This window comes from Pseudomonas sp. (genome assembly GCF_050739935.1).
In the GTDB taxonomy this organism is placed as follows: Bacteria; Pseudomonadota; Gammaproteobacteria; order Pseudomonadales; family Pseudomonadaceae; genus Aquipseudomonas.
The window spans coordinates 56657-79028 of sequence record NZ_JBOICF010000010.1 but is presented as its reverse complement, the minus strand read 5'-3'; the positions used below and the strand labels follow the sequence as shown (position 1 = coordinate 79028).

Annotated in this window: 21 protein-coding genes; 8 read left to right on the top strand and 13 right to left on the bottom strand. The window is 59.7% G+C overall.

Annotated elements, in window-relative coordinates; translation table 11 throughout:
• The 4 genes from ACRER8_RS01035 (at position 1) to ACRER8_RS01020 (ending at position 3212) form a co-directional block, all read left to right on the top strand.
• Positions 1 to 888: an SDR family oxidoreductase gene (locus ACRER8_RS01035; RefSeq protein WP_431744517.1), complete on the top strand. Its 888-nt coding sequence runs from the start codon at positions 1 to 3 to the stop codon at positions 886 to 888.
• A gap of 145 nt (positions 889 to 1033) precedes the next feature.
• Positions 1034 to 1195, top strand: coding sequence for a DUF2986 domain-containing protein (locus ACRER8_RS01030; RefSeq protein WP_431744516.1), 162 nt, complete (start codon positions 1034 to 1036; stop codon positions 1193 to 1195).
• A 177-nt stretch (positions 1196 to 1372) separates the two neighbouring features.
• The gene (locus tag ACRER8_RS01025) at positions 1373 to 2122 is read left to right on the top strand and encodes a sulfite exporter TauE/SafE family protein (RefSeq protein WP_431744515.1); all 750 of its coding nucleotides are present in this window, start codon (positions 1373 to 1375) and stop codon (positions 2120 to 2122) included.
• A 238-nt stretch (positions 2123 to 2360) separates the two neighbouring features.
• Positions 2361 to 3212: an oxidoreductase gene (locus ACRER8_RS01020; protein WP_431744514.1), complete on the top strand. Its 852-nt coding sequence runs from the start codon at positions 2361 to 2363 to the stop codon at positions 3210 to 3212.
• Between the two features lie 180 nt (positions 3213 to 3392).
• On the opposite strand, the gene ACRER8_RS01015 is transcribed toward ACRER8_RS01020, so the two are convergent.
• From ACRER8_RS01015 to ACRER8_RS00980, 8 genes are all read right to left on the bottom strand, one after another.
• A complete protein-coding gene (locus tag ACRER8_RS01015) occupies positions 3393 to 4391 on the bottom strand; it encodes an ABC transporter permease (protein ID WP_431744513.1) in 999 nt (332 codons plus the stop codon).
• Between the two features lie 19 nt (positions 4392 to 4410).
• Entirely contained in the window at positions 4411 to 5940 is a 1530-nt protein-coding gene (locus ACRER8_RS01010) for a sugar ABC transporter ATP-binding protein (RefSeq protein ID WP_431744512.1), read from the bottom strand.
• 84 nt (positions 5941 to 6024) lie between these two features.
• Positions 6025 to 7110: a sugar ABC transporter substrate-binding protein gene (locus ACRER8_RS01005; RefSeq protein ID WP_431744511.1), complete on the bottom strand. Its 1086-nt coding sequence runs from the start codon at positions 7108 to 7110 to the stop codon at positions 6025 to 6027.
• A gap of 106 nt (positions 7111 to 7216) precedes the next feature.
• On the bottom strand, positions 7217 to 7927 hold the full coding sequence (gene rpiA / locus ACRER8_RS01000; RefSeq protein WP_431744510.1) for a ribose 5-phosphate isomerase A: 711 nt from the start codon (positions 7925 to 7927) through the stop codon (positions 7217 to 7219).
• A 65-nt stretch (positions 7928 to 7992) separates the two neighbouring features.
• Positions 7993 to 8832 carry a MurR/RpiR family transcriptional regulator gene (locus ACRER8_RS00995; protein ID WP_431744509.1) on the bottom strand — a complete coding sequence of 280 codons (840 nt, stop codon included), beginning with the start codon at positions 8830 to 8832 and terminating at the stop codon, positions 7993 to 7995.
• Positions 8829 to 9503, bottom strand: coding sequence for an HAD family hydrolase (locus ACRER8_RS00990; protein ID WP_431744508.1), 675 nt, complete (start codon positions 9501 to 9503; stop codon positions 8829 to 8831). The genes ACRER8_RS00995 and ACRER8_RS00990 overlap by 4 nt, the downstream gene beginning before the upstream one ends.
• Positions 9504 to 9541: 38 nt before the next feature.
• Positions 9542 to 11056 carry a xylulokinase gene (gene xylB / locus ACRER8_RS00985; RefSeq protein WP_431744507.1) on the bottom strand — a complete coding sequence of 505 codons (1515 nt, stop codon included), beginning with the start codon at positions 11054 to 11056 and terminating at the stop codon, positions 9542 to 9544.
• Between the two features lie 3 nt (positions 11057 to 11059).
• Entirely contained in the window at positions 11060 to 12547 is a 1488-nt protein-coding gene (locus tag ACRER8_RS00980; RefSeq protein WP_431744506.1) for an aldehyde dehydrogenase family protein, read from the bottom strand.
• Between the two features lie 315 nt (positions 12548 to 12862).
• On the opposite strand from ACRER8_RS00980, the gene ACRER8_RS00975 reads away from it, so the two are divergent.
• From ACRER8_RS00975 to ACRER8_RS00965, 3 genes are read left to right on the top strand one after another with little or no spacing between them, the layout of a single operon-like run.
• Positions 12863 to 14005 carry a fumarylacetoacetate hydrolase family protein gene (locus ACRER8_RS00975; protein ID WP_431744505.1) on the top strand — a complete coding sequence of 381 codons (1143 nt, stop codon included), beginning with the start codon at positions 12863 to 12865 and terminating at the stop codon, positions 14003 to 14005.
• Positions 14002 to 14967: a C-terminal binding protein gene (locus tag ACRER8_RS00970; protein WP_431744504.1), complete on the top strand. Its 966-nt coding sequence runs from the start codon at positions 14002 to 14004 to the stop codon at positions 14965 to 14967. Before ACRER8_RS00975 ends, ACRER8_RS00970 begins: the two co-directional genes overlap by 4 nt.
• A gap of 7 nt (positions 14968 to 14974) precedes the next feature.
• Positions 14975 to 15739: an SDR family NAD(P)-dependent oxidoreductase gene (locus ACRER8_RS00965; RefSeq protein WP_431744503.1), complete on the top strand. Its 765-nt coding sequence runs from the start codon at positions 14975 to 14977 to the stop codon at positions 15737 to 15739.
• A gap of 127 nt (positions 15740 to 15866) precedes the next feature.
• Here the strand turns inward: ACRER8_RS00965 and ACRER8_RS00960 are convergent, their stop codons facing one another.
• Both ACRER8_RS00960 and ACRER8_RS00955 read right to left on the bottom strand, forming a co-directional pair.
• Entirely contained in the window at positions 15867 to 16646 is a 780-nt protein-coding gene (locus tag ACRER8_RS00960) for an alpha/beta fold hydrolase (RefSeq protein ID WP_431744502.1), read from the bottom strand.
• 235 nt (positions 16647 to 16881) lie between these two features.
• Entirely contained in the window at positions 16882 to 17730 is an 849-nt protein-coding gene (locus ACRER8_RS00955; RefSeq protein WP_431744501.1) for an oxidoreductase, read from the bottom strand.
• A gap of 101 nt (positions 17731 to 17831) precedes the next feature.
• Here ACRER8_RS00955 and ACRER8_RS00950 point away from each other — a divergent pair, with 101 nt between their 5' ends.
• Positions 17832 to 18743, top strand: a complete 912-nt coding sequence (locus ACRER8_RS00950; RefSeq protein WP_431744500.1) for a LysR family transcriptional regulator — start codon at positions 17832 to 17834, stop codon at positions 18741 to 18743.
• Between the two features lie 133 nt (positions 18744 to 18876).
• Here ACRER8_RS00950 and ACRER8_RS00945 read toward each other — a convergent pair whose 3' ends face one another.
• The 3 genes from ACRER8_RS00945 to ACRER8_RS00935 all read right to left on the bottom strand — a co-directional run bounded on the left by ACRER8_RS00945 (position 18877) and on the right by ACRER8_RS00935 (position 22372).
• Positions 18877 to 19797: a LysR substrate-binding domain-containing protein gene (locus ACRER8_RS00945; protein WP_431744499.1), complete on the bottom strand. Its 921-nt coding sequence runs from the start codon at positions 19795 to 19797 to the stop codon at positions 18877 to 18879.
• Positions 19798 to 19871: 74 nt separating this feature from the next.
• Complete coding sequence (locus tag ACRER8_RS00940; RefSeq protein ID WP_431744498.1) at positions 19872 to 20822, bottom strand: NAD(P)-dependent oxidoreductase; 951 nt, start codon at positions 20820 to 20822, stop codon at positions 19872 to 19874.
• Positions 20819 to 22372, bottom strand: coding sequence for a tripartite tricarboxylate transporter permease (locus ACRER8_RS00935; protein ID WP_431744497.1), 1554 nt, complete (start codon positions 22370 to 22372; stop codon positions 20819 to 20821). The genes ACRER8_RS00940 and ACRER8_RS00935 overlap by 4 nt, the downstream gene beginning before the upstream one ends.

Here is a 22372-nt window from a genome sequence, read left to right as displayed (position 1 = left end):
ATGCGCGTATTTCTAACCGGCTCGACAGGTTTCATCGGCTTTCAGGTTGCACGGGAATTACTCGACGCCGGCCATCAGGTGCTGGGCCTGACCCGCTCTGATGAGGGCGAGCGCAGCTTGCTGGAACTGGGTGCCGAACCCCATCGAGGCAACATCGAAGACCTCGACAGCCTGCGTAAAGGCGCCGAAAACTGCGATGCCATCATTCATACGGCGTTCGATCACGACTTCGCCAGGTTCGTCGAGAACTGCCAGAAGGACTCGCGTGTGATCGCGGCGCTCGGTGCTGTGCTCGAAGGTTCGGCGCGGCCGCTGCTCATCACATCCGGCGTGGCAATGGGTTCGTCCGGTCCGGGTCAATTGGCAGACGAAGACTATTTCGATCCTGCGAATCCGCACCCTCGGACCGCCTCGGAACTGGCGGGCCAAGCCTTGAGCCAGCGAGGAGTCAACGTGGTGGTCTTGCGTCTGTCGCAGATCCACAACCCGGTCAAACAGGGATTGGTCACCTACCTCATCGACCTGGCGCGCCAGAAAGGGGTATCCGCCTATGTCGGTGAAGGCCACGAACACTGGTCCGCTGCGCACCTGGTGGATACCGCTCGGTTGTACCGCCTGGCTCTGGAAAAGCATCAGCCCGGTGCCCGTTACCATGCCTCTGCTGAACCAAGGATCGCCTTCCGGGATATCGCTCAGGTCATTGGCGAAGGGCTCGGTGTGCCGACCGTGTCGCTGTCGAACGACGAGGCGGCGGCGCATTTCGGCTGGATGGCAGGCTTTGCCGGACACGACATGTCGGCCGCGAGCGACAAGACCATGGCACGCCTGGGCTGGCAGCCGAAGGGACCAGGGCTGCTCGACGATCTCAGGGCGCTTTTTGGAAAGTAGGTTGGCGAGTGGTCCGGTCATTGCTTTCGCGTATGACTGTTGCCTGAGCCGCGTATCGCTTCGGTACGCGGCCAGCAGCACCGAGCTGATTAACGTTTCGGTTGGAGCTGATACCATCCAGACATTGATCAGCCGAGTGAAAGACATGAACCGTCGTAAAAAAATTAAGCAGCTATTGGAGGCTCACGCCAAAAAGGCCAGTGCCAAACTGGCGCCGCGCAACAAGCCTAAATACGTCAGTAAAGCTGACCGGTTGAAACTGGCTGCTGAAGCGAGTCAGGGCTCAGGTGACGCCTCCGAGGGCTGACTTTGCATCCTGTGCACCAGCGGAATCTACAAGTCCGGAGGGATTAAACCGACGGAGTTTGACCCGCTTGTTCGGCATCAAGCCAGGCGCGTACCGCAGAAGCATCGGCTGATCACAAACGTACGAGAGATCGGCCCCGAGGCGACGTTATCTTCTCGGCTCCAGAGGAGTTCGAGAATGGATCAATCGTTGCTGTTGTTCGGTGCCGGAATCGTGGGCGGGGTGATCAATGCCATCGCCGGTGGTGCGACTCTGATTACCTTCCCGATCATGCTGCTTGCCGGACTGCCCCCTGTGCTGGCCAATGCCACGAACGCGGTTGCCATCGCGCCGGGCCATTGGCTGGCAGCCGTTGCCGACAGAAGCAAGTTGCCTGCGCTCGACAGCGGCCTGATCTGGTCACTGGCGATAGCATTCTGCGCAGCAATGATCGGCGCCCTTCTGCTGCTTGCCCTCCCCGGCGAGACGTTCATGTTGCCGGTGCCGGGATTGATCGGCTTCGCCACCGCGCTGTTCGCCGCCGCGCCCATGCTCGGCCGGTGGTCCAGGCGAAAGCAGTCGTCAAAAACCGCAAGAAACGCGCTGCCCGCGCTGATACTGAGTTCGGTGTATGGCGGCTTTTTCGGTGCCGGTCTCGGCATCCTGCTCTCGGCGGTGCTGGCTCTGAGGGAGCCGGACGACATCCGCAAGGTCAAGGTACTGAAGAATCTGATCGCTGGCAGCGTCAGTCTGGCAGCCGTGGTGGTGTTCATCGCCAGGGACGCCGTGATCTGGACTGCGGCCGTGCCAATGCTGTTCGGCGCGCTGCTTGGCGGATACGCCGGCGGACATCTGACCCGATGGCTGCCAGGCTGGGCGGTACGCGCAATCGTGATAGGCACGGGTGTGTTCATGAGCATTTATTACGCCAGGCGGTACTGGTTTTAGCGCGAACACCGAAGTACCCAGCATCGCTGTATCGGCGCGGTTTGCCGGTGGTGGCGTCTTGAAATCCCCGGTCAAACACTGGAAACGAAGTTCAACCGTTGCGGGTCCAAGCGGATGTCTACCGAGCTTTGCCCTGTCATCCCCACCGCGACGAGCGTTACCGGTTTTGGCCGCGAGTGGCACAACGGGATGGTCGTCCGGGGCAGATGGCATTCTTGACTTTACGGAGAGCTGAATCATGACAACCCACACAAACGATACCCCTGTCTGGCTCATCACAGGCTGCTCGACCGGTTTTGGCCGGGCGCTGGCCCAACTGATCATCGACCGCGGCTGGCGGCTCATCGCGACGGCCAGAGACAAATCGCGAGTCGCAGACCTGAGAGCGAATGCCGAAGAGCGAGTGCTCGCGCTGGATCTCGACGTCACCAAGCCTGAGCAGATAGAGGCGGTTGTCGCGGCGGCCAAGGCGCAGTTCGGCCGGATCGACGTGCTGGTCAACAATGCGGGCTACGGCTACCAAAGCACCATCGAAGAGGGTGTCGAAGCTGAGATACGTGCTCAATTCGATGCCAACGTCTTCGGCCTGTTCGCAATCACCCGCGCAGTACTGCCCATCATGCGTGCTCAAAAAAGCGGCTGCATCATCAACATTACCTCAGTGGCAGGGCTGATCGGCTTTCCCGGTTCCGGCTACTATGCGGCCTCGAAGCACGCTGTTGAAGGCTGGTCCGACGCGCTCAGAACAGAAGTCACACCATTGGGTATTGCCGTCACCTGCGTTGAGCCGGGACCGTTTCGCACCGACTGGGCAGGACGTTCACTGCATCAGACCCCCACTGAAATTCCCGATTATCGGGAAACCGCAGGGGCGCGCCTGGAATCAACGAAGAAATCGAGCGGCAGCCAGGCGGGAGATCCAGTGCGTGCAGGCGAAGCCATGATTGCCATTACTCAAATGACCGAGCCGCCGCGCCATCTGCCACTCGGAAAATGGGGACACGACGCCGTGATGGCTGATCGTCGTGCGCGGTTGGAACAGATCGAAGGGGTGCGGGAGATGAGCCTGGCGACCGATTATCCAGACTGAGCCCTATGGCGGGATGCACCGTCCAATGCGTGCATCCCGCATTTCTCCTCGCAAATCATGAGTGACTCAACGACATATCGGACGCCGTTCGGGGAAGCAGGTCAGACCGACAGACCGATATTTTCCGTTGTCATCTTCATTGCGCGCAGCAGCTCAAACTACTGACATTACCCGGTTCCATCAGCCGAAATAGCGAACCCGAAAGGCATCGATCGCCACGGCGATGAAGATCATCATCCCCCCAATCATGCCGACATAGAACGATGGCACATTAACGATGGCCAGACCCACTTGAATGACGGTCAGCAGCAACACGCCGCCCAGCACCCCTTTTACATTGCCACGTCCGCCAAACACGCTGACACCGCCAATGATCGGCGCCGCAATTGCATAGAGCAGATAGCTGGAACCCTGGCTTGAGGTAATTGCCATCTGCCAGGACGCCAGCAAGAACCCGGCGAGCGCGGCGAGAAATCCGGAGATGGTATAGGTGATGATCTTGATCCGGTCGACACGAATCCCCGCCGAGTTCGACGCCACCGGGTTGCCGCCCACAGCGTAGATCGAACGGCCTAGCACTGTGCGTCGCAACATGACACCGATCACCAGCAACGCCACCAGAAACACTACCGGCATCAGCGGCCATTCGCCGAGCGTTGCCTGGCCGATCCAGATGTATCCGTCTGCGAGATTGGTCAAGGTCGTGCCCTGGGTCAGCGCCAGCAGAGCGCCTTGCAGAATGATCATCATCGACAACGTCTCGATCAGCGAGACCATTTTCAAACGGGTGATGCACAACCCGTTGAAGAAGCCGATAAGCGTGCCGACCAACAAGCCGATCAACATGGCGACGAACCACGGCAACCCGAGATCCGAATACGCCAGGGCACCCACCGCTGCTGAAAACCCCGCGTTCGCAGGTATCGACAGATCGATCTCGGCCACCAGCAGCGGCAGTGCCACGGCCAGGCCCAATGTCCCCAGCACCGTCGCCTGCACCATTACGTTCTGCAAATTGAACAGCGTGAAGAAAAACTCGTTGAAGCCCCCGAACAACGCCACCAGCGCAATCAACCAGATCCAGACCACGTTGTGCAACACCCAGCCCAATATGGCTTGGCGGTTGAGCTTTGTTTCAGCCGGGGCCACCCCGCTGCCGGCTCTTGTTGTATTGCTCATTTGCATGACTCCCGCCTTATTATTCACTTGCCTGTTGACCCTGCACCGATACACGCAGGCGTTCTACGGTGATGTCCGCGCCCCTCAGCGTTTCCTTGATGCTGCCCTGATCGAAAACACAGACCCGATCTACCGCACGCACCAGTTCATCGGTGTCGGTGGACACGATGATCACCGCCACGCCCGCGTTGCTCAGCTCGTCGATGATGCGCAGCACGTCCTGCTTGACGCCCATGTCGATACCGCGGGTTGGCTCATCGACCATCAACAACCGTGGCTGGGTCGCGAGCACACGCCCCAGGCATACTTTCTGTTGATTGCCGCCGCTGAGGGTATTGACCGAGTAGTCCGGGCTCAGCGCTTTTACGCCCATGGCATTAAAGTAATAACTCACCACCGAATCTTCGGCCGCGTGGTTGATGAAGCCCATCCTGGACCGCGCGGCCAGGGACGACAGCGCAATATTGGTGCCGATCGACATCTGCCCGACAGCCCCATCGCGGCGGCGGTCATCGGACAGGTAACCGATCCCGGCATCAAAAGCGTCATGCGGTGTTCGCGGCAGCGGACGTGGCGTTTCACCGTTTATCGAGAGTGTGCCAATCGCTGGATGCAGCCCGAAAATCGCCCGTGCCGCCTCTTTCGCCCCGGCGCCCGGCAAGCCCGTAAAACCGATAATCTCGCCCGGACCAATGTCCAGACTGTCCAGCGACAGGTATCTGCCACGCACCCCGCGCAGTGAAACAGCGGGCGGATGGCCTGAATGGTCACGGCGCTCGCGCTGGAAAAGCTCGACGCCGTGGCCGATGACCAATTCCGTCAACTGTTCCGACGACAGCGAGCTGACGTCGGACGAGCGTCCTGCGAGATTGCCGTCGCGCAGCACTGTCACTTCATCGCAGATTTCGAGAATCTCGTCGTTGTAGTGGGAGATGAAAATGAAGGTCACACCGTCGCGCTTTAACCGCAGCATGAAATCGAATAACTGTTGCCGGTCAGTGACGGTCAATGAGGCAGTGGGTTCATCGAGGATAATGACCTTTCCGCCCGAAAACATGGCTCGCAGGATGTTCAACTTGCGCCGCGCCACGGCGTCCAGATTTCCCGCAACGGCGTCGGGATCAATACCGGAACCCGCCAGCATGCGCGTCGCATCGGCGCTGAGGGCTTTCCAGTCGACGAAACCATGGTGGGTCGGCCAGACACCCAGCATCAGGTTTTCGGCGGCGGTCATGTTGCCGATGATCATCGGCTCCTGGGTCACGAGGAACACGCCCTCCTGCTCCATCGTCTTGACATCGACGTGCGCGAGCGCGCGACCGTTCATGAGAATCTGTCCCGAAGTGGGACTTACCTGTCCGGAAATGATGCCCACCAACGTTGATTTACCGGCGCCGTTTTCGCCGACCAGGCCATGGATCGAGCCTCGCCCGATCTGCGTCGTCACGCCGCGCAACGCGTGGACAGGACCATAGTTTTTGGTGACGTTCTCGATGCTGAGAATCGTATCGTCGAAGACCGCCTCATCACGCTGTTCTTGTAGGGCCATTTTGTCATCCCACCATCAACCTGTCGGAGAAACGCCGGAGCCCGCGCAGACACCCCGACGACGCTGAGAACCATGCCGAAAACCTTAGGCGGTAACGCCCCACTCCTTCTCGGCTACCGTGCCCCAGTGACGTTTATCGCTCACGTTTTCGGAATTGATCACGAATGGCGGGATGATGAGTGTCGGACCGGTCTTGCCCTGGACGATTTCACCCGACTCCCAGAAGTACTTCTTGTTGGTATATGTACCCAGCGGCACCGCTTCGCCCTTCAGCGAATGCTTGACGATCATCTCTACCGCAATCTCACCGTAGGCCACCGGATCCTGCGAGATACAAGCATCCATGTAGCCGTCCTGAATCCACTTCAACGCGACCGGTTCGCCATCAATATTGACGAAAATGATGTGCCCTTTCTCGCCCACCTTTTTCCATACGTTCTTTTGCTGAAGGGCTGTGACGATTCCGCGTGCGGGTGAGTCCGATGGTGCGTGAACAGCGTCCAGATCAGGGAATTCCGACAGCGTGGACAGGGTGACGGCGAGCATTTTCTCCAGTTGGCCTTCGGTGGGACGCGACAGGTATTTGATGTTCGGGTATTTGGCGAATACGGAATCCATGCCCTCTTTGCGCAGACGCCAGGCCACCGACGCCAGCGCGCCGTAGCAGTTGAGAACCGTGCCCTTGGGGCTGCCGTATTTCTGCTCCAGGCGTTTGACGATCTCTTCGGCCGCCATGACGCCGCCCCGGAAATTATCGAAGCTCACGGTGATCGCGACGTCACCTCCGTCGGCCGGAGTGTCAATGATGCCAACCGGAATCTTCTGCCGGTTATAACGGCGAATGGCGGAAACGATGGCCTGGCTGTCGATTGGATCTGAAATCATCGCAGAGGGATGCGAGAGCATCTGGCTTTGCCATTGCTCAAGTTGACGGGTGTTGTCGAAGCTGGCATTGGTCGCCTGGAAATTGCCGGAATTTGCCTCCACGGCGCGCTTGACCGCCTCCTGCTGAATGACGAAGAAGTAATAGTCCAGGCTCTTGTTGGCATACCGAATCGACAGCGGTGCCTGCGCCATGGCTGTTCGCCCGAGCATCGCGCCCAGGCCCAGCACTACACCGCCGGCCAGCACACTGCGACGGCTTACTTGAGATAGGTTTATCTTTTTCATGGGATTTTCTCCTATTTATTCTTGTTGGTTTTAAAACTATCTTTTGCTTTCCAGTCCTCCAGTGCGGCTCGTCCGTAACGCGACCCAAGGCCGCTGCAGCAACCGCCTACCGCAGTCGCACGTAGGATGATCCGTCAAAACAGCCCACGACCATGCCGGCGGCTTCACGGGTGAACAGGCCGTTTTCGACCACGCCCGGGATTCGGTTCAGCTCGATCTCCAGCGGCGCCGGATCCTTGATCACCGCGCCGCAGTGGCAGTCGAGAATAAAGTTGCCGCTGTCGGTGACTACCGGCTGCCCATCGCGCTCGCGACGCAAGATCTGCACTTCGGTGATACCGTGCTCGGTCAGGATCCGCTCGACCCGGCGCTGCGTCTGTTTCCAGGCGAATTGCACCACTTCCACCGGCAGCGGGAACCCGCCCAGGCAATCGACAATCTTGGTTTCGTCACACACGCAGATCATTTGTCTGGACGCATGAGCGATGATTTTCTCCCAGAGCAGACACGCCCCGCCGCCCTTGATCATGTTGAACTGACGGTCGATTTCGTCTGGCCCGTCGACCGTCAGATCGAGTTCGCCGATCTCATTGGGATCAGTGATTTCGATACCCGCTTCTCGCGCGACATCGTTGGTGGAGCGCGATGTCGTGGTGCAGGTCACCTGCAACCCATTGGCGACCAGCTTGCCCAGTTCACGAACGAAGAAATGCGAAGTGGTCCCGGAACCCAGGCCCAACTTCATGCCGTCGTGGACGAACTCCTCGATCACCCGCCGCGCCGCCACCTTCTTCGCTTCATTTTGTTGACTGCTCATCTGCTGCTCCTGCTGGGAGTGCGTTTTGCGGTGTGTGCCGCGCGACGTGTCCCGCGCTTGGTGGTTTAAATCTTGTCTGTCCGCCATGAGTCGAGGGCCGTCAACTGGTCAGGGAACTGACTGCCGCTGGCCACGGCGATGGCCGCAACCAACATGTTTGTCACCAAATGATGATTGAGCCGTGACGCCAGCGGGGTCATCAGTTCGGTGTGTTCGTAGGGCTTGACCGCGATAAGCACGTCGGATACGTGGGCCAGCGGACTGTCCTGCGCAGCGATCGACACCACCCTGGCCCCCGCCTCCCGCGCTGCGATGGCGACTTCGACCATTTGCCGCGTATGACCCGATTGCGAAAAAATCAGTGCCACTTCACCTTCGCGCGCACCTTGCGCATGCATGTCCTGCCGCTTGGCGCCCATCAGCGCCTGACAACGCATGCCGAGACGCTGGAACTTGTGTTCGGCATCCAGCGCGTTGACCACTGATATCCCGGTGGCATAAATGCCGGTCCAGCTCGCCGCCTGCAGACATTGCGCGGCCTCAGCCACACGCTCAGGCGCCAGGTCTTCGGCCAATCGCTGAATCGCATTCAACGAGTTGCGGCAGGTCTTGCGGACGATGTTTTCAACGCTGTCGTCCGGCGCGATCTGCTCGTAGGCAAAAGGTGCCGACGGGACTAGGTTTTGCACCAGATCCAGCTTGAAATCCTGATAGCTCTTGAAGCCAAAACGTCGGCAAAACCGCATGACGGTCGGGTCACTGACTGAGCAGGTTTCGGACAGTTTCGCCATGCTCATCTGCAGAACTTTGGACGGCGACGTGGACACGAAATTGGCGACGCGTCGCTCTGCGCGATGCATCTCCTTGCTCTCGAGAACGATGCGTTGCAATAAACTGGCCGTCATTTCTGCTCCTTGGCGACAGCCGGACTGCACTCCAACAAATCCACAAGACGGCTCAGACGCTGTGCTTGCGAAGTTTGCACCAGCGGCCCCCCGCCCCAGGGGACGACGAAAAACGGCACCCCGGCATCCAGCGCGGTTCGCTGGTCGACGCTGGTATCGCCCACGTAGGCCCAAGCTCCAACGGCAAGGTCCATCGCCTCGGCCACCGCCAGCAGATGGCCCGGCGCAGGCTTGCAGGCGGGCACTGCGTCAGCGCCCAGTGCGACATCGAATAATTCCGAAAGGCCCAACTGCTCCAACACCTTGCCGGTGACTGCATGGTTCTTGTTGGTGCAGATGCCCAGACGAATACCGGCGTCACGCAGCGCTTGCAGGTCTTCGCGCACATGGGGGAAAAAACGGGTGCTACCGGCCGGATCCTCGAGATAGGCCTGCAGGTAACCGTCGAAAGCGCGCTGCACCTCTGCCTCGTCGTAAGCGAGCCCAAGGTCTTCGAGAATGTCGATGATCAATCGCCGCGGCCCGTTACCGATGAACTGCTCGATGTGGGCAGCAGTGAGTACGGGCCAGTGGTTCAACGCGAAGCCGACATTCAGAGCTTTTGCAATGTCAGGCGCGCTGTCGATGAGCGTTCCGTCAAGATCGAAAATAAGCGCGGACCAGGCCGACATGAAACGGACTCCTGAATAAAAAACCAATCAAAAAACAGCTAATCAAAAATGGGCGCACCCAGATCAATGAAGGTTTGCCTGAGCGCGGGGTACAGATGGTGATAGATGCCGTGAGCGCGTGCGAACAGTTCAGCCGTGGCAGGATCGGGCGACTGGCGGGTAATGCCACGACAACTGGCGGCCGCGATTGCGGCATTTGGCCAGACCTCGACACCCAGCCCTGCGACCAGCGCCGCACCGAACGCTGCACCTTCGGCGGCGCCCTCGGTGGTCACCACATCGCAGCCGAAAATGTCCGCCTGAAGCTGTCGCCACAACGGCGAACGCGCACCGCCGCCAGAGGCCTTGACCAATCGCCCGTCAATCCCCAACGGCTTCATCAGGGCGTGCATATCGGCCAGCGCGTGCACCACGCCTTCCATTACGGCACGGGCCATGTCGCCATGCCCGTGACACGCCCTGAGACCGACGAAGGCCCCACGAGCGACCGGGTCGGGATGCGGACAGCGTTCACCGTTGAGGTACGGCAGAAACAGCAGACCACGGGCGCCGGCTGGGCTCTGCGCCGCTTCGGCGACCAGCTCGTCGAACGAAAGCGCACCTGCTTGCCGGCTGTTGCAGAACACGTCGCGAAACCAGCTCATTGAACCACCGGCATTCAGCGAGACGCCCATGCAGTGCCACTTGTCCGCAGCGACGTTGCAGAAAACCTGCAGCCTGCCGTCGGGGTTGTCGTGGGGCGTATCAAGCGCGGCAGCGAGAATACCCGCGGTGCCGATGGTTGTCTGCAACTCGCCCGGAGCGATCACGCCGGAACCAATGGTCTGAATCACCGAATCACCGCCGCCGCCAGCCACCGGCGTACCTTCCGGAAGTCCGAACAGCCGAGCACCCGCCGCAGAGATGCGCCCCGAAATGACTTGGGATTCGAACACCGGGGGGAACAATGCCGGATCGATTCCTATGCGCTCCATCAGGCCGGTGGCCCAAGTCCGCGAGCGCACATCGAACAGCCCGGTGCCCGAGGCGTCGGACACTTCGGTCGCCACTTCCCCGGTCAGGCACAGACGCAAATAATCCTTGGGGTTAAGCACCGTGGTCAGGCGTGCAAAAAGCTCAGGCTCATGGCGCTGCATCCACAGAATCTTGCCACCCGTGTAGCCCACCAGCATGCGGTTATTGGTGGCTGCCAATAGCCCTTGCAGGCCGCCCGCGGCTTCAGTGATCTGCGCGCATTCCGCGCCGTTGCGCTGATCATTCCATAGGATCGCGGGGCGCAACACTTGATGCGCAGCATCCAGTGGCACCAGCCCATGCATCTGCCCGGACAGGCCGACACACAGCAGATTGACGCCGGGCGCCTTGGCCAGTACACCGGCGACGGCCTGACGTGAACCTTCGATCCATAGCTGCGGATCCTGCTCAGTCCAGCCCGGCCGGGGCTGCGCCAGCGGATAAGTGGCGGTATCGGCGGCAATCACCGAACCGTGTGTGTCGAGCAGCAACGCCTTGCAACCCGAAGTGCCTATATCGATCCCGAGCAGCGCGTCCATGGCTCAATTTCCAACGCCATGGTGCAAGCGCACATGCTTGAAGTGGAAATACTCCAGCAATCCCTCACGACCGTGTTCGTAACCCACGCCGCTCTGCTTGCGGCCTCCGTACGGCGCGTTCATGATCCCGGCGTCGACGTTATTGATCGCCACATTGCCGTAATCGAGCGCGGTCGACAGCGTATGAATCTCGGTCAGGTCTCGCGCATAAACGTAAGAGGCCAGGCCATAAGGCGTGTCATTGGCCAGCTCCACAGCCTCGGCCAAATGGTCGAAAGGCGCGACACCTACCAGCGGGCCGAAGGTTTCTTCGGTCATGACCAGCATCCGGTGCGTGCAGTCGGCGACCACTGTGGGGCGAAAGAAATGGCCCTTGGCGTACTCATTGCCTTCTGGCGCCTTGCCGCCCGCCACCAGTCGCGCGCCTTTTTCCAGAGCATCGGCGAGGTGCGCACGGGTCTTGTTCAGCGGCTCGGCCGAGGCCATGGCACCCAGATCGGCGGCGGGAAACTCCAGTCCATTCTGCACGCTGAGCCCATCGGCCGCAGCGCCCAGCTTGCCGATGAATGCCTCGTACAGCGAGCGGTGTACATAAATGCGGTTTATCGCAATGCAGATCTGGCCGCAGTTGCGGAAGCTGCGTCGCAGTGCGCCCTTCACAGCCGCATCAAGATCCGCGCTGGCAGCGACCACCAAGGGGCAATTGCCGCCCAATTCCAGGGACATGCGTTTGACTTGCGGGCAGCTTTGCTGAATGTGCAAGCCAACCGCACTCGATCCGGTGAAGGCGATTTTCGCCACGTACGGATGGTCCACCAGTGCTTGCCCAACCACCGAACCCTTGCCCGTCAGCACATTGACCACACCTGCGGGAATGTCGGCCTCGGCGCATTTTTGCGCGATAGCCAATGCCGTATAAGGCGTCAGTTCAGCGGGCTTTATAACGATGCTGCAGCCGGATGCCAGACTGGCGCACAGCTTCCAGCCCACCAGTTCGGCCGGGTAATTCCACGGGGTAATGGCGCCGACCACACCAATTGGTTCACGCACCACCATGCTCTGAAAGCCCGGTTGGTCGTTGGGAATGATTTCGCCGTGTATCCGGGTCGCCTCTTCGGCATAAAAATGACAGGCCTCGGCCAGCTTGAGCACTTCGCCCTTGGCCTCGTTGACCGGTTTACCCTGCTCAAGGGTCATGATCTGCGCCATGTGCAGCGCGTCTGCGGCGATCAGATCACCTAGACGGTGCAAGGCATCAGCGCGGGTTCGTGGTAGTTCACGTGACCAGGTCTGAAAGGCGCGATGAGCAGCCGAGACCGCGTCATTGACTTCGTCAGGGGTAGCGGCGGCGATATGACCTATCACCTGACCATTAGCGGGGTTCTCCACAGGAAGGCGTTCACCAGTGCCTTTGCGCAACTGGCCGTCAATGAACAGGGCGCCTTCCAGCGCGGCAATCGATTCGAACAGAGCATTTTTATTATTGTTCATGGGGACCTTATTCATGAGGCTCCATCGCCTTCCTCTGAGAGTGGGCCAGTGCTGCAAAAACAAAAATATAGTATTGCTAGATTTTTGCAAGCGAGTTCACGGGTAGAATTCAGCTCGTCTGAAACCTCATAAAATCACGAACGTCGTCTAAATCCGTAAATAACGCCATTAATCAGCGAGTTATTGAGATATATAGCTTTCCAGGTAGAAAAATGGATATTGCACACCAAAGTCATGCTTGACGGTCTGAGAAGCTGAAACGTAGCATTACTACATACCAATAAAAATCAGCTTCACCAAAGAGGAGTAATGCTCATGCTTCCTTCTTCCCATCTGAACGCCAAGCTGGTCGGCCGTGTCTGGCTCCCGGACAAAGGCCCCAGCATCGTTATCCTGCGTGACCGACTCCTGATCGATGTCACCCCTTCGGTAATCTCAATGGCGGACTTCCTCGACAACGACCCTGCACAACGCTTCGATACGCTCACAGGCGAGTCGATTGGCAATGTTGAGGACATGGTGCTGGACCCAGCTCAAATGGGCTACCACGCCGACCGCCCTTGCCTGCTGGCACCTTGTGATTTCCAGGCACTGAAAGCCTGCGGGGTAACGTTCGCCAGGAGTATGGTCGAACGGGTGATCGACGAGCGTACCTCTGGCGATCCGGCACGCGCCGATGAATTGCGCGAGCGCATCGGCGCGCTGATTGGGACCACGCTTTCCAGCGTGCAGGCAGGTTCGCCAAAGGCAGCCGAGGTCAAGGCGGCGCTGATCGCCGAAGGTCTCTGGTCGCAGTATTTGGAAGTTGGGATCGGACCTGACGCTGAGGTGTTTACCAAGTCGCAGCCAATGGCGGCGGTGGGCTACGGCGCGCAGGTCGGCATCAATCGTATTTCAGAATGGAATAATCCCGAGCCCGAGATCGTATTGGCCGTCGATAGCCACGGAAATATCCGCGGCGCCACGCTTGGCAACGACGTTAATCTGCGCGACGTGGAGGGCCGCTCCGCGCTGCTGCTGGGCAAGGCGAAAGACAACAATGCTTCCTGCTCGATCGGCCCGTTCATTCGCTTGTTCGACGACAGCTTCACCTTGGCCGACATCGAAAACGCGACTCTGAGCATGGCGGTGACCGGGCTCGATGCGTTCGAGATGTCCGGCCATTCGAACATGGCCGAGATCAGTCGCAAGCCGGCAACGCTGGTTTCCCAGACGTGCGGCGACTCGCACCAGTATCCCGACGGTTTCATGCTGTTCCTCGGCACCATGTTCGCGCCGACCCAGGATCGCGGGCAAAAAGGCTCAGGCTTTACCCATCATCAAGGTGACGTGGTGGAAATTTCCACACCACTGCTGGGGACTCTGCGCAATACAGTGGTTTATTCGGATCAGGCCGCTCCCTGGACTTTCGGCACCCGAGCGCTCATGCGCAATCTGGCGAAACGGGGGCTGTTGTGAGCGAATCCACTCTGAAACTGGTCGTCACCGATCAGGCATTTGGCAATACCCGCCATGAAAAGGCTGCCGCGGATGCAGCGGGCGCGAGCTTCTCCGAGCATCAGTGCAGCACTGAAGATGAAACCATTGAGGTGGTGCGGGATGCGCACGCCGTGCTGAATAACTTCGCGCCGATGACCCGCCGGGTGATGCAGGCGATGGCCTCCGGCGCGGTCATCGTTCGTTATGGCGTCGGCGTCGATAATGTCGATCTGGCCGCCGCCAAGGCATTAGGCGTCCATGTGTGCAATGTTCCCGATTACGGCGTTGAAGAAGTTGCAGATCACGCAGCGGCGATGACCCTCGCCCTTTCGCGCAAGTTGGACCACTTTTGCAGCGCAATACACCGCGGCGAATGGAAAATCACGCAGATGGTCGACGGCTTGCGCTCGCTGCGCGCGACCACCGTAGGGTTAATTGGCCTGGGCCGGATCGCCCGGGCCTATGCGGCACGGATGAGGACTTTCGGCTGCCGCGTCGTCGGTTTCGATCCCTATGTCCCAGACGAGCAGGCACGCGCCGCAGGGATCGAACCCATGGACCGCGACGACGTCATCGCAGTTGCCAATGTGCTGTCATTGCATGTTCCGCTCACGCCTGAAACGCGCCACCTTATCGATGCCACAGCCATTGCACACATGCCCAAAGGCGCGATCCTCATTAACTGCTCGCGGGGTGGGCTGGTGGACGAAACAGCATTGAGCGAGGCCTTGCTCGCCGGTCATCTCTCAGGAGCCGGACTTGATGTATTCGAGAAGGAGCCACTGCCCGAGTCCTCGCCATTACGTGGGGCACCGCATTTGATCCTGTCACCCCACGCAGCGTTCTTTTCAGACGTTTCAGTCGAAAAGCTGCAGCAACTTGCGTCCGAAGAGGCACTGCGCGGGCTGCGCGGCGAGCCATTACGCTGCCCCCTGACCTGAGAGACAGATGATGAACTACCCTGGAAAGCTGGACTTGACTGGAAAGCTCGCGCTTGTGACAGGTGCAGGGCAAGGCATTGGGGCCGCGATTGCCGAAGCGCTTGCGGCGACCGGCGCGCAAGTGGTTTGCACCGACATCGTCTGCGAGCGCGCCGAAGCGACCGCACAGGGCCTGAGAGCCAAAGGTCACGAGGTGAGCGCCAGGCGTCTGGACGTCACCGACAGTACTGGTATCAACGCCTTGGCCGCGGAATTGCCTGCCTTGGACGTTCTGGTGTGCAACGCCGGAATCGTGACCAACACTTGCGCCGAAGACATGACCGACGACGAATGGGACAAGGTTCTAGCGGTCAACCTGACAGGCGTGTTTCGTACGTGCAGGGGTTTTGGTCGAAGGATGCTGGAAGCCGGACGAGGATCGATCATCAACATCGGTTCGATGTCTGGGCAAATCGTCAACACACCACAGCCTCAATGTCACTACAACGCATCCAAGGCGGGCGTGCATCACCTGACCAAATCGTTGGCTGTAGAGTGGGCAAGACGCGGCGTACGAGTCAACGCGGTTGCTCCGACTTATATTGAGACGCCTCTGCTGCAAGCGCTCGAAAGCGAGCCGGGGCTGATCCGCAAGTGGCTGGATATGACGCCTGCCGGACGGATGGGTCAGCCGCACGAAATTGCCAGCGTGGTGCAGTTTCTGGCATCGGACGCTTCAAGCTTGATGACCGGTTCAATTATCTCCGCCGATGCCGGCTATACGTGCATATGACGGAGACCGCATTGATCCTCGCGCCCTGCCTGTGACGCCAGTCATACCTACTGTGCATGCTGGAGGATGACAAGCTGCGGGTACCATTCGCTGCATCGGTGCCTGCTGCCGAGCACCACCGACACGACTACATGGTAAAGAAAGTCGCCAATGCATGGGCCAGCTCGCCCGGAGCCTGTTCCGCCATGTGGTGATCGCTGTCAATTCCCGCACCGGTAACAGTGTGGTCGGCCCACGGTTGCCACACCGCGAGGACATCGCCGTACAGTTTTTCCAGATCATCCTTTAACGACCAGATAACGTGCACCGGGCATTGAAGTTTGCGTCCGGCCTGCCTGTCTTCGCGATCATGCAGGTAGTCCAGCGCCAAGCCCGCGCGATAGTCGCCGAGCATGCCTTCGACTGTTTCAGGATCGTGGATCGCGGCCTGGAAATCTGCGTAATTGCCTGCGCCCATGTCCTCTTCGCGTCCCTGGTACCACGCCTTGGGATCAGCGAGGATCGCTCGCTCAGGTTTGTCAGGCTGGGCATAGAAGAACCAGTGCCACCATTGCGAGGCGAATTGCGCATTACACCGCTCAACGGCTTCCAGAATGGGCACACCATCCATGATCGCCAGCTTCACCACTCTTGATGGGTGGTCCATGGCGGTCCGAAAAGCGGTGTAGCTTCCTCGGTCATGACCGGCCAGATAAAACTCATCGAACCCGAGGTGATCCATCAGCGCAATACAATCACGGGCTTTTGCCCTTTTCGAAGAGGCCTCGTAATCATGAGGATCGGCTGGTTTGCTGGATCTGCCGAACCCGCGCAAATCCGGACAGATCACGGTGAAGGATCGCGCAAGCAACGGTGCAACCTTATGCCACGTCGTGTGTGTTCGGGGATGGCCGTGCAGCAGCAGCAAAGGTGGACCTGAACCGCCGTAGCGAACACGCAGTGTCGCTTCAGGCAACTCGATCATTTCGAGCCGAAAACCTTCGAACATCATCGCTCCTTACGAGACTCGCGGTGACGTATCGGAGGAGTGCCCCGACCCGAACCATCACCGCCCGGGCAAGGAGGCTTCGACCAAACGCCGCTAGTGGCGCATGTCAGCCTCCTGCGTTCCAACACCCGGAATCCGTCTGCGGGAAACCTCGTTATTGAGGAAAATCAGCGCCCTCGCTGACCTTCGCCCATTCGTCAAAGTCTTTGCTCATCGCTGCGACTTTGTTTCGCGCCGCACCGAGGGCTGCCTTGCCCAGCAATAGCCTCAACGGCGGCTGCTGCGCTTCAACGGCCTGAACGATGGCTGCCGCTGCGCGAACCGGATCGCCCGGCTGATTGCCGCTGTACTCGCGCATGGTGGAAATCCGCGCGCCCGCCGTTTGCTGGTAATCGTCGATGGTGTCCGCCACCGCGTTTGCCGAGCGGCCAGCCCAGTCGGTGCGGAAAGGTCCCGGCTCGACGAGAAGGACTTTGAGCCCGATGGGGGCAACTTCCTGGGATAACGATTCGGAGAGCGCCTCGACAGCGAACTTCGATGCGTTGTAAAAGCTTAGCGCTGGAAACGCAGCGATACCGCCGACCGATGAAATGTTCACGATATGGCCGCTGCGGCGCGAACGCATGGCGGGCAATACTGCCCGTGTCATTGCGCTGAGGCCCCAGACGTTGATCTCGAACATGCGCCTGGCTTCGTCGAGATCGCTTTCTTCGAATGAGCCGAAATAACCGACTCCCGCGTTATTGACCAGCACGTCGATACGACCGAAATGGCTCTGTGCGGTGGCAACGGCGGCGTCGACCTGACCCTGGTCTGTGACATCCAGCTCCAGCACCAGCGAGTGATCGGGAAAACCCGCAACGATGTCTTCGACCTGCCGGGTGTTACGCGCCGTGACGACGGTCGGGTAGCCGAGGCTCAAAGTATGCAGGGCGAGCTGACGACCGAAGCCTGTCGAACAACCGGTGATGAACCAGACTGGTTTATGGGCGTTTGAATTCATGATGGACCTCTAAGGTGAACACGATGTTTTCCGATCTTGCGCTTCCTGCTTAATCGTGAGAAGCCGCATAATCCGAAAGACCTTTTTAGCAGGCCTAAATAATGTCCGAACCCGACTTCCAGCAGCTGCGTGTGTTCATGCAGGTGGCACAGGCACGTAGCTTCACTCAGGTCGCCGACTCTACCGGTCTGTCGGTGTCCACGATCAGCAACACGGTGCGGACGCTGGAGAAGCACATGGGCCTGCAGTTGCTGACCCGCACCACCCGCAGCGTCAGCGTGACTGACGCCGGGAAGTTGCTTATCGAGAAAATCGCCCCGTTGATGGAGGATCTGCACTCGGTACTACGAAGCGTATCCGAGACTGCCAATGACGTGAGCGGCACCTTGCGGCTCACCGTTCCGTCCAGCGCCAGCAGATTAGTGATTCAACCGCTGCTCAAACGGTTTCTTCTTCAGCACAAGGGAATCAGGCTCGAAGTGGCCGTAGACAACAGTCTGGTCGATATTGTCAGCCATGGTTTCGATGCCGGCATTCGATATGACGATGTCCTGTCCGAAGACATGGTCGTCGTCCCCCTCATTTCCCCCATGGAGTTCATCGTCGCCGGTTCACCGGCCTACGTTGCCGCGCGCGGGGTCCCTGTGCTGCCCGAGGACTTGTTGAACCATGACTGCATCAACTACCGAAATGCGGAGACTGGGCTGCTGCCCAAATGGGATTTCGAGCAATCAGGCAAAGCAGTGAAAATTGCTGTCCAGGGCAGAGTCGCCAGCAATGACACCGACCTGATCATCCGGGCCGCGCTGGACGGTTTCGGTTTTGCGTACGTGGCGCGAAAAATGGTCGAACCGCAGTTGAATGACGGCTCCCTGATTCCGGTACTCGAAGACTGGTCCGCGCCCTGCACGCTCTACCTTTACTACTTCAACAGGGCTCATTTGCCCAAGAAGCTGAGAGTATTCATCGACTTTCTCAAGCAGGACGCCGCCGCTGCGCACGATCAGCTGTAGGTCGAAAAACACGCCGCGCCGCCTCGCTGGATCGTCCGCCCGAAATCGATAACGAGGGTTCAAAACCAGGCTGGATTGCCTGCCCGTTGCTCCGCGCATCAGGGGTCTGGTCGGGGCGGCAACGTCGAAGGTGTCATAGCAGAACTGCACCCGGCCATAGACGCTTGCTCACCAGGTCACGAACTACATCGCGAATGACCACCCGCACCGCCAACGCCGCCGGCGAAAGCTCATCGTCGGGGAGACTCGCCAACGTGTTGCGACGCATCAGGTTGCGCTCATGGATATGCACCACACACAGTCCGGAATCGGCAGAGCGTGCGGCGGCGGCGCCGGGCTGCAACGTGGCGGCGACGCCTCGGCGGACGACGTCCATCAGGATCGCCAGGCCGTCGATTTCCATCACCACATTCAGGCGCATGCCCGCTGCTTCAAAGGCATTGGCCAGGGTTGCGCGCAAGCCATGACGGCTGCTGGGCAACACCAGCGGGATGTCGCCGATCTGCGCCAGACTGAGCGTCTCGCCCGGCGGAATCCCGGGAAAGCCCGGCGCGTGCAGGAGCGTGACCGCCTCGTCCAGCAACGGAATCAGCGTCCAACGCCGAGCGATATCGGCCTGGAACACCACCGCCAGATCCAACTGCCGCGCATTGAGCTGGCTGCTGAGGTAACCGGAAAGCATCTCGACCAGATGCAACTGGATATCGGGATACCGTGCGCGCATCGCTTCGATCAGCGGCAACGCCAAGACGCTTGCAGTCGTCGGTGGCAAGCCAACACTGACGTAGCCACGCATGCGTCCTCGTTGCGCTGCCTGCACCGCTGCGTCGGCCTGGCGCAGGGTCAGTTGAGCGTGATGCAGAAAGGCTAATCCAGCGGCAGTTGGACTGACACCCGTGGAGGTACGATTGAGCAGGCGCGTCGCGAGTTCATCCTCAAGCTTGCTCATCTGTTGGCTGAGCGCCGAAGTCCCGATACTCAGCTCGAGCGCTGCGCGACCCAGGCTGGTCATCTCGACGACTTTGACGAAATAGCGAAGTTGACGCAGTTCCACAGCGGTTCCTTGGTAGGGATCAACCGCCAGCTTCGGTGCTAACGACAAGACTTGCAAGCTGCAGCGGCCAGGTATCACCGCTGGGTCAGGTAGTGTTGCAGACGCTGCAGAAATATATGCGTGACCCGCGCTTCGTTCCCGGCGCTGAAGCCTGCGCTGTGCGGGGTGACGATCACGTTAGGCAGGCTCCAGAGTGGCGAGGTATCGGCCAGCGGTTCGTGGTTGAATACATCCAGGTAAGCGCCAGCGATGTGGCCGGTCTGGAGGGCCTGGAGCAACGCCGATTCATCGATTACCTCGCCTCGCGCCACGTTGATGATCCGTGCGCCTCGTGGCATTTGCGCCAGAGCCTTGGCATCGATCAACTGGTGGGTCAGCGGCGACAGCGGGCAAGCGAGAATCAGCCAGTCACAACGGTCCAATGCCTGGGGCAATTGCTCGTAGCTCAGACAGCCCTCCCCGGCCTGACGGCTGACGACCTGCACCTCAAGGCCCAACGTCTGGAGCCACAGGGTCAGGGTTTGCCCGATCGGCCCCCTGCCCACCAGCGTGACACGCTGTCCATCCAGGTCTGCGGGCAGCCCACTGCCCAGCAGGGGCTTCCAGCTTCGTGCCTGCTGTGCCAGCCACAGTTGGGGGAAGTGCCGGGCCAGCGCCAACAACCCGGCCAACGCAGTCTGCGCCACCACCCGCGCGTTGGCCCCGGCCGAGGTCGTAACCGCTACGCCCTTGGCTTGCAATTGCTTGAAAATGTCGCGATCCGCCCCGGCCGAATGGGTATGTACCCAGCGCAGACGATCACTGCGTAGCAAGGCGTCGTAAAAGCTGCGCGTCTCGGGCAGGATCTGGTGCTTGGTGGACAAACCGGTGACATCACGGGAAATGAACGCGACTTCGGCGTTGTCGTCCTCTACGTTGACCACCCGATAGCCTGAGGTGCCGAGTAGCGGGTCCAGGCGCGGTCTCAAAGCCTCGGCGCAGCGCGGGGAAACCAGCAGATTCAACGGGTTTTGCAACGTGTTCAATGGACACCTCGATCCAGATTGACGGCCGCTGGCAACGAAACCTTGCCGGCTCGGCGTTGACGATGAGTACGGCGTAGCCACAGAAACAGCTGCAACAACACCATCACCGTGGTAATGCCCACGAATACCGCGCTTATAGGCTCCCTCACAAACACCAGAAGATCGCCCCGGGACAGTAGCAGCGCCCGCCGGAAGTTTTCTTCCACCATTGGCCCCAACACATAGCCCAGCAGTACAGAGGCTACCGGAAAGTCCAACGCTACCAGCACTGCGCCGATGACGCCAAAGACCAACACCTCGGCCACCGGAAACAGGCTGTTGCGAGTGCTGAACACACCGACTGCGATAAAGAACAAGGCGGCCGGCAACAGAAACCGGTAAGGCACTCGCAGCAGTTTCACCCAAAGGCCGATCAGCGGCACATTGAGCATCACCAGCAGAACGTTGCCGATCCAGAAACTGGCAATCAGCCCCCAGAACAGGTCGGCGTGCTCGGTGATCAACTGCGGGCCAGGCTGAATGCCCTGAATCAGCAGCGCTCCAAGCAGCAACGCCATGACCGAATCACCGGGAATACCCAGGCTCATGGTCGGAATGAAGTCCACCTGGGTCTTGGAGTGCGACGCCGCCTCCGGGCTGACGACGCCTTCCAGCGCCCCGTGACCGAAGCGCTCCGGGTTGCGTGCGATTTTCTTTTCCAGCGCATACGCAATGAACGTAGTGATGGTCGGCCCCGTGCCGGGCATGGCGCCAAACAGCACCCCGACCAGCGTCCCACGCACCATCGGCAAGAACGATTGCTTGAGTTCAGCGCCACTTGGACGCATGTCGGACAGGCGCAACTTCATGGTGGTGCCGACCACCTTGAGACGGTTGATGTTGTGCATGAACTCGGCGATCCCGAACAGCCCCAGCGCCAGAGCCACCAGTTCAATGCCGTCCGACAAGTCCAGCAGCCCGAAGGTAAAGCGCGGCGTTGCGGTATTGACGTCGGTGCCGACGATACCGGCCAGCAAGCCCAGACAGGTCATGGCCATGCCCTTGAGCGGTGAGCCACGCGATAGCGTGCCGCCGGCCACCAACCCCAGCAGCATGATTGAAAACAGCTCAGTGGGGCCGAACTTGAATGCCACCTGCACCAGCAACGGCGAGGCGAATACCATTACCAGGATGCCTACCGACGCCGCGAAGAACGATGCCAGCATGGTGATTCCCAGTGCGGTACCGCCTTTGCCCTGGCGGGTCATGGGGTAGCCGTCCAGGCATGTGACCGCATGAGGCGGATGACAAGGCAGGTTGAGCAGAATCGCGCCAATCGCACCGCCATATTGCGAGCCGTAAAAAATGCCCGCGAGCATCAGGATCGCGGGCACCGGTTGCAAGCTGTAGGTCAGCGGCAAAAGGATAGAAATAGCTGACAGCGCGCCCATGCCGGGCAAAACACCGATGAGGTTACCCACCAGCACACCGATGAAACACCACAGCAGATGGTTGGGCTCCAAGGCCACGCCAAAGCCATTCCAGAGGTCGAGCAAGGATTGTCCGATCAT

Excerpts from the sequence above, each read along its gene's own strand:
- ACRER8_RS01035 (WP_431744517.1), top strand. The coding sequence starts at position 1 with ATGCGCGTATTTCTAACCGGCTCGACAGGTTTCATCGGCTTTCAGGTT.
- ACRER8_RS01030 (WP_431744516.1), top strand. The coding sequence starts at position 1,034 with ATGAACCGTCGTAAAAAAATTAAGCAGCTATTGGAGGCTCACGCCAAA.
- ACRER8_RS01025 (WP_431744515.1), top strand. The coding sequence starts at position 1,373 with ATGGATCAATCGTTGCTGTTGTTCGGTGCCGGAATCGTGGGCGGGGTG.
- ACRER8_RS01020 (WP_431744514.1), top strand. The coding sequence starts at position 2,361 with ATGACAACCCACACAAACGATACCCCTGTCTGGCTCATCACAGGCTGC.
- ACRER8_RS01015 (WP_431744513.1), bottom strand. The coding sequence starts at position 4,391 with ATGAGCAATACAACAAGAGCCGGCAGCGGGGTGGCCCCGGCTGAAACA.
- ACRER8_RS01010 (WP_431744512.1), bottom strand. The coding sequence starts at position 5,940 with ATGGCCCTACAAGAACAGCGTGATGAGGCGGTCTTCGACGATACGATT.
- ACRER8_RS01005 (WP_431744511.1), bottom strand. The coding sequence starts at position 7,110 with ATGAAAAAGATAAACCTATCTCAAGTAAGCCGTCGCAGTGTGCTGGCC.
- rpiA (WP_431744510.1), bottom strand. The coding sequence starts at position 7,927 with ATGAGCAGTCAACAAAATGAAGCGAAGAAGGTGGCGGCGCGGCGGGTG.
- ACRER8_RS00995 (WP_431744509.1), bottom strand. The coding sequence starts at position 8,832 with ATGACGGCCAGTTTATTGCAACGCATCGTTCTCGAGAGCAAGGAGATG.
- ACRER8_RS00990 (WP_431744508.1), bottom strand. The coding sequence starts at position 9,503 with ATGTCGGCCTGGTCCGCGCTTATTTTCGATCTTGACGGAACGCTCATC.
- xylB (WP_431744507.1), bottom strand. The coding sequence starts at position 11,056 with ATGGACGCGCTGCTCGGGATCGATATAGGCACTTCGGGTTGCAAGGCG.
- ACRER8_RS00980 (WP_431744506.1), bottom strand. The coding sequence starts at position 12,547 with ATGAACAATAATAAAAATGCTCTGTTCGAATCGATTGCCGCGCTGGAA.
- ACRER8_RS00975 (WP_431744505.1), top strand. The coding sequence starts at position 12,863 with ATGCTTCCTTCTTCCCATCTGAACGCCAAGCTGGTCGGCCGTGTCTGG.
- ACRER8_RS00965 (WP_431744503.1), top strand. The coding sequence starts at position 14,975 with ATGATGAACTACCCTGGAAAGCTGGACTTGACTGGAAAGCTCGCGCTT.
- ACRER8_RS00955 (WP_431744501.1), bottom strand. The coding sequence starts at position 17,730 with ATGAATTCAAACGCCCATAAACCAGTCTGGTTCATCACCGGTTGTTCG.
- ACRER8_RS00950 (WP_431744500.1), top strand. The coding sequence starts at position 17,832 with ATGTCCGAACCCGACTTCCAGCAGCTGCGTGTGTTCATGCAGGTGGCA.
- ACRER8_RS00935 (WP_431744497.1), bottom strand. The coding sequence starts at position 22,372 with ATGATCGGACAATCCTTGCTCGACCTCTGGAATGGCTTTGGCGTGGCC.